This window comes from Mycolicibacterium septicum DSM 44393 (assembly GCF_000455325.1).
GTDB classification, from domain to species: Bacteria; Actinomycetota; Actinomycetes; order Mycobacteriales; family Mycobacteriaceae; genus Mycobacterium; species Mycobacterium septicum.
The window spans coordinates 3,798,784-3,808,807 of record NZ_HG322951.1 but is presented as its reverse complement, the minus strand read 5'-3'; the positions used below and the strand labels follow the sequence as shown (position 1 = coordinate 3,808,807).

Here is a 10,024-nt window from a genome sequence, read left to right as displayed (position 1 = left end):
AATGAAGCCGCCGAGGGCGATCAGCGCGCCGAACAGGAACAGCCAGAACGACAGGGCGTTCAGCCGCGGGAACGCCACGTCGGGCGCGCCGATCTGAAGCGGGAGCACCAGGTTGGCGAACCCGAACACGATCGGGGTGGCGTAGAACAGCAGCATCACCGTGCCGTGCATGGTGAACAGCTGGTTGAACTGCTCATTGCTCAGGAACTGCAACCCGGGCATCGCCAGTTCCGTACGCATGAACAGCGCCATCAGACCGCCGATGAAGAAGAAGGCGAAGCAGACGACGCAGTACATGATGCCGATCAGCTTGTGATCGGTCGTCGTGATGAGCTTGTAGATCAGGTTGCCCTTGGGGCCCATCCGTTCCGGAAAAGGACGACGTGCCTCGAGTTCTCCGATTGGGGGCGCTTCGGCTACCAAGAGATCCTCCGTAATGATCGATCGCGGGCCGTGCAGTATCGGGGACAAGCGTGTCTGCAACCGCGATCAGCGCTCGCAGTCTCCGTCACCACCTCGCTGATAACAACTGTACTTCATACGTACTGCCGTACTACGTAGTTGCGGGGATCGGCGGCCAGACAATGACATCGGCAGTGCGCCGCTCACGGCGGCGCAGGGCACATAATCACTTCCCCACTCACACCGTGCGATCATCCACGGAGCTGCGAGCATTCCGCGTTTCTGTGAGAACGCCGGCGACCATCACGGTCAGACTGGCCACGGGCTCGCTGACCTGTAGCGGTGATCCGCCCAGGACGTACCGGCGGAACACGTTGCGGCTGATGCCGTAGTAACGGCAGGTGGCCGCGCCGGCACGACCACACATGCAGCGCTGCGGTGCGCACAGGTGCGTCAGCGGCATCAACGACGCCCGAGCGCAGATCGGCCAGGAAGGACCGCGCGTCGGTAGGGTCCTGGTTTTTACCACGTCAGGGGAAGATCAGGCCGGATGATCGGGACACGGCGAGATCGAATCGACGTTGAACGTCAGGCCAGTTGACCACATTCCAGAACGCCGCCACGTAATCGGCGCGGACATTCTTGTATTGGAGATAGTAGGCGTGCTCGAAAACATCCAACCCCAGGAGCGGGATGATGCCCAGCGGCACGTTCGACTGTTGGTCATACATCTGAAAAGTCAGCAGCTTTCGCCCGAGGGTGTCATAGCCCAGCCACGCCCATCCCGATCCCTGTACGGCGTTGGCGGCGGCAGCGAACTGATCACGGAAAAGGGTGAAGGAGCCGAAGTGCTCGTCGATAGCGGCCGCCAGCGGCCCCGCCGGCGTGCCGCCGCCGTCCGGGGACAGGTTCTTCCACCAGATGCTGTGGTTGATGTGTCCCCCGAGGTTGAAGGCGAGATCCTTCTCATGCAACACGATCGCGGCGTAGTCGTTGTTGTACCGCGCGTCGTCGAGCTGTTTGAGGGCCGTGTTGGCACCGTTGACATAGGTCGCGTGATGCTTGGCGTGATGCAACTCGTTGATCTCACCGGAAATATGCGGCTCTAGTGCACCGTAATCCCAGTCGAGGTCGGGCAATGTATAGACCGGCTGGCCTCCCCTACCCGATAGTTCTTGTGGAGAGGAGTTTTCGGCGCAGGCGCCGATCGTCAGCAGTCCGGCCGCTGCGGTCGTCAGCCCGACAAACTGGCGGCGGGACAGGTGAGCGTCGATTGATTTCACGGTGCTTCCCCAGTGCCTGCAGCGGTCTGGGTCCAGATCCCGACCGCGCCACGCCAGTTCGGCGTCGCATCGGTGAACATCACCCGGGTGGCTTCACCGGGTGCGGTGGCCGGACCCACGACCGTCACCGCGAGGTCCAAACGCAGCGTCCGCTCGGCCCGAACCTGCTCAGAGCGCTGCCGCATGTCACCGGTGCTGCCGGAACGCAGTTGATCGCGCGATAAACGAATCCTGCGACTGGGGCGCTTCGGCCACCAACACAACCTCCATAACGATCGATCGCGGGTCGTGCGCCGTAGCGTCAGACCATCTTGCCCGCGCAGAAGAGGAGCACCGACCTGCAACCCGTTCTACTATACAAGTACGTACTTCGCACGCGCACAGTTCCACACAGCGTGCAGGAGTCCTCACCCATCGGCTGAGGCGGTCATGGGCGGGGGTTTTTTTGCGCGCCTGCAGTCAGCACCGCGCACCGAGGCGGCTAGGGCGTCAGACGATGGCACTCGGGCAAAGGTACTTGCTCGGCGGTGAACACAGATGGCATCGGTGCGGGCGGGATCGGTGGCGGCTTATGGCCCGGCTGCCAGCATCTGAACGAAACGATGCGATTGCGGCGCCCAGGCGGCGACCACACGCCGCAACTAGGCAGGCTTGCCGGCTGCGCACCTCTGGTAGCGGTGCCAGAGCTGCGATTCAGCGCCGGTTTCGGGCGAGCTCACGCAGCATCGCGTTGTAGGCGTCGAGTTCGTCGTCGTACCCGCGGTCGCTGTGGCGGTCGTCTCGCGCGCCCGCTCGGCGGTCTTGGCGTGCCCACTGGGTCACCAGGGCGATCACCACGATGATCACCGGCAGCTCGCTGGAACCCCATGCGATGGCGCCGCCGAGGTGTTGGTCGTCTGAAATGTTTTGCAGCCAGGGCAGATTGACGGACCGGTAGAAGCTCTCACCCAGCGATGAGGTCATCGTCATCGTGGCGATACCGAAGAAGGCATGGAAGGGCATCACGGCGAACAGGAGCCCGAGCCGCCCCAGGAAGGGCAGGCGCCGCGGTCCGGGGTCGATGCCGATGATGCCCCAGTAATACAGGTAGCCGGTGAGCAGGAAGTGCACGCTCATGAGCTCGTGGCCCCAGTGATACCGGATCAGGGTGTCGAACAGGGGGGTGAAGTAGACGAGGTACAGCGATCCGACGAACAGGAGGAACGCCGTGACCGGGTGCGATAGGAACCGGGTCACGGGCGCGTGCACGAACCACACCAGCCACTCGCGGGGTCCAGGCGTTTCACCTTTCGGCGCGGTGGGCAGCACCCGCAGCGCGAGGGTGACGGGTGCGCCGAGCACCAGGAGCACGGGGACGAACATGTTCAGCGCCATGTGTTCGGCCATGTGGACGCTGAACATCGCTGAGCCGTAGGCCCGCACTCCGGAGCTCGTGGTGATCAGCAAGGCTGCGCAACCCAGGGTCCAGGCGATGGTGCGTCCCACCGGCCAGTGATCCCCGCGGCGGCGCAGCAGAGCCACGGCGACGACATAGCTCAGTGCAGCCACGATGGCCGCGGTCCCGATAAACGGGTCGAAGCGCCATACCGTCAGCAAGCCCACGACGTCGGGCGCATCGGTGAGCTGGTAGCCCAGGAAAATGTCCCACGTCGAGAACTCCTGCGTGGCAAACCGCGGCGGGATACTGGTCGAGGCCACCGCCACCGCCGCACCGGCGACGACCAGCGCGACCGCAGACCCAATGTCGACCGGGCCCGCCCGAGCGCGGCCAAACGCTAACAAAGCACCGTCAACGAGCAGTACCAGCATCAGCATGGCCCCCGCCGCCAGCACTGCCCACCCGTATCTGGAATCCCAGATCGGCGTGCCCCCCAATCCCAGGGTCGCCAGCAGCAGACCGTAACCCACAGCGACTGCTGCGCACACGACGTGCAGGACCCGGATTCGGTGCGGAACGTCTCGGTTGAGGGCCGCCACCATCGTGGTGCCGGTCAAGACCGCCAGCGCCAGCGCAAACACGATCACAGCGCTTGTCGCGATGTCGTGATCGGGGCCCTGCCCGGCATTACCGGTCACCGGCACCGCAACCACGGCGACAGCGGCAGGCATTAAGGCCAGGCAATGACCGATCCAACGCAACGTGAATCGTATCCATACGGCCAGCACGACGGCGCAGCCCGCAGTGACGCACCATCCCAGCGCGGCCTCTGACGCCACGATCGCATTGACGAAATCGACTCGGCGGACCAGTTTTCCGATCGGTATCCCGGCCTCGGCCGCCGAGACAAGCAGCACCATCGCCACTGAGCACACCGCCCACAGGATGGCCACGCGTTCGATCCACCTGTGAACACCAAACGCGGCGACGTCGATGCGGCCGCTGGCACTGGGCTTGGCGGTGACCACGATCCACACGAGCGCACCCAGACAAAACGCGCCGGCCAGCGTCGCTGCCCAGTATCCGACCAACTGGCCCGTCGTCGTCACCGGCCCGAGCGCCACGATGCCGGCGTCGCCCACCGTCGCGACACCTACCCTGGGGACCACCATCACCAGCATCACCGCGACGACCGGCACACTGCCCAGCACAATCCACCGGCTAACCGCAGTTGCCGACATGTGCGCGCCTGTCATTGCTCCCCCGCCGGATCCGACCGGCCCGCGAATCCCACCAGCTGCAGGTCTGGTTCCATCAGCCTTGCTCACGCAACGCAAGAAGCCGCAGCGCGTTCGCCACCACAATGAGTGTGGACCCCTCATGGATAAGCACCGCTGGACCGATACCCAGACCGAAGATCGTTGCGGGAATGAGCAGAGCCACCACGCCTAGGCTCGCCCACAAGTTCTGCGCGATGATCCTGTTCGATCGTCGGCTGATCTTGACGGCGAACGGGAGTGCTTTCAGATCGTCAGCCATGAGCGCAATATCGGCGGTTTCCAGCGCGACATCGGATCCCGCAGCCCCCATGGCGATTCCGACGTTTGCTGAGGCCAGCGCTGGGGCGTCGTTCACACCGTCACCGACCATCGCCACGAGGCCGTACTGGTCGCGTAGACGCTTGATCTCGGTGACTTTGTCTTCGGGCATCAGGTCGCCCCGAGCCTGCAGGATGCCGATCTCGGCCGCGACCGCGTCGGCTACTCGCTGATTGTCACCGGACAACATGACCGTGGTCTTGACGCCGAGCTGTGTGAGGCGCCCGACGACATCGACAGCTTCGCCGCGCGCGGTGTCCATGACCCCGATGGCACCAAGCCACCTTCCCCCAGCACGAACCAGCATGGTGGTGCGGCCGGATCGCTCCAGCGCCGCGATGTCCTCAGCCATCGTGGCGGGCAGCTCGTCGGCCTCGTCGAACAGTTCCCGCTTGCCGATCCGGACTTTGACGCCCTCCACGTCGGCGGTCACGCCACGGCCGGTCACCGCTTGTACATCGGTCGCGCGTGGAAGCTCGTTGTCGCCCAACAGAGTCGAGCCGTCCCGCACGATCGCGCGTGCCAGTGGATGATCGCTCTGTTGTTCCACAGACACGGCGATCGCCAACAGTTCAGTGCGGTCGGCACCGTCGGCGACGACGACGTCGGCGATACGTGGCATCCCTTGGGTGAGGGTTCCGGTCTTGTCAAACGCGACAGCATCGACGCGGCCCAGTGTCTCCAGGGCGGCGCCACCTTTGATGAGGACACCGCTGCGGGCAGCGCGGGCGACCGCCGACAGAACGGCACTCGGTGTGGCGATGGCCAGGGCGCACGGACTGGCCGCGACCAAGACTGCCAGCGCCCGGTAAACCGTCGCGCTGAACGGCTCGTCGATGACCCACCCAGCACACAGCAACAAGCCCACCACGACGAGCACGGCCGGCACGAAGACCCGCTGAAACCTATCGGTGAAACGCTGGGTGGGAGACACCTCAACCTGAGCCTCAGACACCAGCCGGACCACGCGCGACAGCGTCGAGTCGGCCGCGAGCCGGGTGACCTGGATCTCGATGGCGCCGGCACCGTTGATCGTGCCGGCATACACCCGCGAGGAGCTGTCCACCTGCTCGGGTGCGGCTGAGGCCTGGCGCACATCGGTAACGGGCAGTTTGTCGACTGGAACACTTTCACCAGTGACGGGTGCTTGGTCCACGCTGCTCGTGCCGGCGACGACGAAGCCATCGGCGGCGATACGCACGTTGGGCCGGATTACCACGACGTCACCGACCCGCAGCTGCTCGACGGGAACTTCGACGGTTTCGCCGGTCCGGTCGCGGCGCACGAGGGCCGTCTTGGGAGCAAGATCGGCCAGAGCCTCGATGGCGCGCCGCGCGCGCCCCATCGCGTATCCCTCCAGGGCATGGCCGATGCTGAACAGGAACAGCAGCAGCGCCCCTTCGGCGACCTCGCCCAACGCGGCCGCGCCGGCGGCCGCCACCAGCATCAAGAAATCGATCTCGAAGCGCTTGGCGCGCACGCTCTGCCACGCTTCCTGCGCGGTGAAGAAGGCACCGAGTACGAAAGCGAGCCCGTAGAAGACCATCTCCACGCTGCGCGGCGTATCGGCAAACGATGCCAGCAGGAAGCCGGTGAGCAAGGATGCGCCTGACAGGCCGGCAAAAATCAGTTCACTGCGTTCGCCGAAGATCATCCCCCAGCCGTGCTCGTGATCACCGTGGTCTTCCTCGACCGGGGCGGCGACAGGCGAGGGGGTATGGCCACCGGTGATGACGGCCACCAGTTCGTCGGCAGTGATCCGGTCACGCTCGAACTCGATTCGCAAACCGTCGGTCTCGGTGCTGGTCTCCACCACTCCGGGCAGCGCATCGAGTCGGCCGACCAGCGATTGAATGTCTCCCGGACGCGCGGCGAGGTCTGCAGCGGCCCAACGCAAATGCCCGTACTGGGCATCGATATTGGACGCGATGCGGCGGGTGTGCTGCTCGACATCGGCGGCGGTCATCGCCGAGTCGTAGTGCACGCACAGCCTCGACGTGCCGGCGTCGGCGAGCAGGTGGGCATGCTCAATACGGGAATCGGCCGTCAGATCGCGCACTAATCGGTCAACGCAACGATCGTCACTGTCGGGCAGCAACCCGTCGATGTCCAATGGCAGCTTGTCAGTCATCGCCCCATCCCCCAGGCCGCGGCCCTTCGCAATTCATGCATACATTGCAATATTACGATAAATTGGCTAGATGGCAATGCCTCGCCAACCTGTCCGGACCGGCAACGTCGACAGCAGGCGGGCCACCAACTACTGAGTAAGATAGTAGCAACGTGACACCACCTTTTCGACTCCCGGCAGCCATGCGATAGCCGCGCCGGCGGGATGCTGGGTCGCGCTTGGCAATTGGGGCAAGCCGACGTTCAGCAAGGGTGTGAAGCCCGCACGACGGCCCCGGCATGCCGGTGATCGGAGGGCTGATTGACCCGCGGACACACATCCGAGATTGCCGGCGATCGCCCAGAGCCTGAGGTCAGACGGTTTTGGTCACGCCGTAATAGGCGACGATGTCTTGGGTGCCGGTGGTGGCGCTGGTCAGCTTGGCATACGACCGCAGAAACGACTGCCCGACGCAGCCGTCAATCTTGATGTGTACATCTTTGAGCGTGACGCGAGACTTCGTGCCCTCGAACTTCTTCTGGGTGACCGACACGTTGAGCACCTCGCCAGGCTTGGGTCTGACTTCCACGTTGCCCTGGATGGGCACGCTGATGCTGCCGAGGCCGGACCGGCTGATCGATGACGTCAGGCCAAGGCTGCCGGTCAGGCGCACAGCGCTCAGTTCGATACCGCAGCCAATCTGATACCCCGCTTCTAGGGTGCCGCCTTTCAAGGTAGTGCGGCCCGCACCCTCGACGCTGCCGGTAAAGGTGCCGCCGGCCAGGTACTCACGCGAGGACAGCGCGGTGGTCAACGGCGGGATCGGCAACTGGGTCTCGCCTGTGGCGGCCAGTTTCAGGGTCCAATCGTCCGGTGTCGTGACCACAGTGGGTTCGCCGGAGGCCACGATTCCACTGTCTGGTGGTGGGCCCTGTTCGGCTTGGGGTGCAGAGGCAGCGTCAGCGGGTCCGGGCGGTGGGGCGGGTTCGGGAGCGGCCAGGACGGTTGGTGCCATGATCACCAGTGCACTGGCTGAGACTAGAGGGGCAAGAATTTTCAGCATGGGGTGTGTGAGACCTCTCGGTGCGGAATCGACAAGAGCGAGTTCAGGTTTGGATGACCGATGTCACACGGCTTTGGTCACACCGACGTACGAGACGACGTCTTGGGTGTCGGCCGTGGCGCTGGTGAAGGTCGCGTAGGACCGGATGAACGATTGGCCGACGCAGCTATCAATTTTGATGCGAAGGGCTGTGATGGTCACGCGGGCGGAGTCGCCCTTGTAGTCCATCTTGGTGACCGGGACGATGGTTGTGGTCCCCGGCTTGAGGGTGGGGCGGATCTGGGCGAACAGATTGCCCCCCAGACTGGGCGAGCCGCCCAGGCTTCCGGACGGGGTGAGGCTGCCGCCAAATCGTGCATCCACTACGTCGGCATTGACGCCACAACCGATCTGGTAGCCCGCTTCGAGAACACCACCGGCCAAGGCGGCTGTCCCGGCGCCCTTCACCGTTCCCATAAAGCTGCCACCGACCACGTACTCCCGCGACGACAGGGCGGTCGTCAGCGGCGCCACCGACTGCTGCGTCTCGTCGGAGGCGGCGACCGACAGAACCCAGCCTTCGGGAGTCGTCAATACGCCTGGCGCGGATGAGGGAACGGCTCCGCTGGCCTCGACGGCAGGTGCTGCGCCGTCGGCGGCCGGCATCACGGGAACTGGTTGTCCCTCTGTCGGATTGGCACCAGCCAACGGCGTTGCTGCCGCCAGAGAATAGGCAGCAGTAAGTGCGGCAAGAGTTTTCAACATGGTGCGGCTGCGCCTCTCGGTGTGTGGCAACGATGCGTTGGGAACGTAACAGTGGGCGCAAAGTCGTGTCACTACCGATGACGGGTTCAGCCATTAAACACTTGGGAGGTCACGCTTCTGCTGGGTTAACGACCGGGAAACGCAGGCGGGTGATTCACCGTCCGTTGGGGTTACACATAGGGGACGCATCGGGTTCAGGTCGCGTCGGGGACCTCAGGCCGCATCGGCGCTTCCGACCCCCCAGCCCGTGGTGGACCCGACAGGCGTGATGGGAACCAACACCTTTCGGCCGGAAACTCACATCCCAGACCGGTCATCGGGTTGTGAAATGCAAAGGTATTACACATCGTCTATACACCTGAATCGTGGGTTCGCCTGTGGTAAAACACCGTAGAGTCGCGTCGGGCAGTTGTTGCACCGATGCCTTATCGGCCATCTCACCCGGCGAACCACGGCGTGCATTCTCGGTAGTGACCGCACGGGGAATTGACGGTTGTTGCGCCACACTCGTGTTCAGTGGCTGCGCTGCCACATCTGCGCGCGTGGGCAGCGGCCACACCGCGCAGGCCGACGCCGGTCTGTACCGGAGACTCGGTTAGTAGTGGCCGGCGGCGGCGACCCGGCTCGATCGAGGACTATTCAGCATGGCCGCGGTCGTGACGCTTGGTTGTGGTGGGCAGGCAAGGTGCTGTCTCGCGCTGCAATGTCAGCGGCCGGTGTGAGTGCGAGGGCCGCTGAGGATGACGCGTACGGCGATCTGGCTGATGGCAGTGTCGATGTGCACTGCGATGTGCTCCCGGGCTGCCATCTCCACATTGGCATGTCGACTGACGGTGACGACGTGATCGAGTTCGGCGATCCGCAGCCGACGGCCGCTGCGGATCGCTTCGACCTCGACGGCGAAAAGCAACCCTGGCGGCGGCGATGGCGGCGAGAGAAAAAACCTGGAGTTCAATGATTCCAGCAGGCAGTGTATCTGGTACTCCTGGCGGCGCTTTTGCTTGATAGCCTCGCGAATCCGGGGCATGCGACGTCGGTCGCCGACGGCGCCCAGGTGTCTACGCAGGAGATAGCAGTCATGGGCCAATTCCACATCGACGGCCTCCTGCTGGTCTTCCAACAGCGCGCGATAGTACAGAGCCTGCTGCAGCTCTTGCTCGCACACGAGACCTGCGACCTCGCCGAGCTCGTCGATGTTGGCACCGGCGCGGTGGTGGGCCCTCTCGCCCTGGCGGGCCCGCGGGTGCTGCAGCGGCGTCGCGGCATCCTCGACGCTGTACAGACGAGGCCCCAGGGGGTCAGTACCTTGAATCATCGGGATCTGCCCGAGGGGTACCTGCCATGATTGCCGAACACGGGTAGCGTCCGACACCATCGCCATGACGTCATTGTGCCGACCACACTGGCGGTGGTCGCTGAATTCATATCAACCTCTTGGATAGCTGC

General features: G+C 64.3%; 8 protein-coding genes. All 8 read right to left on the bottom strand.

Annotated elements, in window-relative coordinates; genetic code table 11:
• Positions 1-423, bottom strand: a 423-nt coding sequence (locus tag TX88_RS35180; protein WP_044518566.1) for a cbb3-type cytochrome c oxidase subunit I, incomplete at its 3' end; no start/stop codon positions are given.
• Positions 424-932: 509 nt separating this feature from the next.
• Positions 933-1,685, bottom strand: a complete 753-nt coding sequence (locus TX88_RS17880; RefSeq protein WP_019344408.1) for a superoxide dismutase — start codon at positions 1,683-1,685, stop codon at positions 933-935.
• The gene (locus TX88_RS17875; protein ID WP_019344409.1) at positions 1,682-1,870 is read right to left on the bottom strand and encodes a hypothetical protein; all 189 of its coding nucleotides are present in this window, start codon (positions 1,868-1,870) and stop codon (positions 1,682-1,684) included. Before TX88_RS17875 ends, TX88_RS17880 begins: the two co-directional genes overlap by 4 nt.
• 508 nt (positions 1,871-2,378) lie before the next feature.
• Positions 2,379-4,319, bottom strand: a complete 1,941-nt coding sequence (locus TX88_RS17870) for a cytochrome c oxidase assembly protein (RefSeq protein WP_264010416.1) — start codon at positions 4,317-4,319, stop codon at positions 2,379-2,381.
• Positions 4,320-4,377: 58 nt separating this feature from the next.
• Positions 4,378-6,792: a heavy metal translocating P-type ATPase gene (locus TX88_RS17865; protein ID WP_044518564.1), complete on the bottom strand. Its 2,415-nt coding sequence runs from the start codon at positions 6,790-6,792 to the stop codon at positions 4,378-4,380.
• Positions 6,793-7,144: 352 nt separating this feature from the next.
• Positions 7,145-7,834: an MspA family porin gene (locus tag TX88_RS17860; protein WP_043369377.1), complete on the bottom strand. Its 690-nt coding sequence runs from the start codon at positions 7,832-7,834 to the stop codon at positions 7,145-7,147.
• 63 nt (positions 7,835-7,897) lie between these two features.
• Positions 7,898-8,578, bottom strand: a complete 681-nt coding sequence (locus TX88_RS17855) for an MspA family porin (protein WP_043369375.1) — start codon at positions 8,576-8,578, stop codon at positions 7,898-7,900.
• 706 nt (positions 8,579-9,284) lie between these two features.
• Positions 9,285-9,959, bottom strand: coding sequence for a hypothetical protein (locus TX88_RS34290; protein ID WP_131721945.1), 675 nt, complete (start codon positions 9,957-9,959; stop codon positions 9,285-9,287).
• Positions 9,960-10,024: the final 65 nt, after the last annotated feature.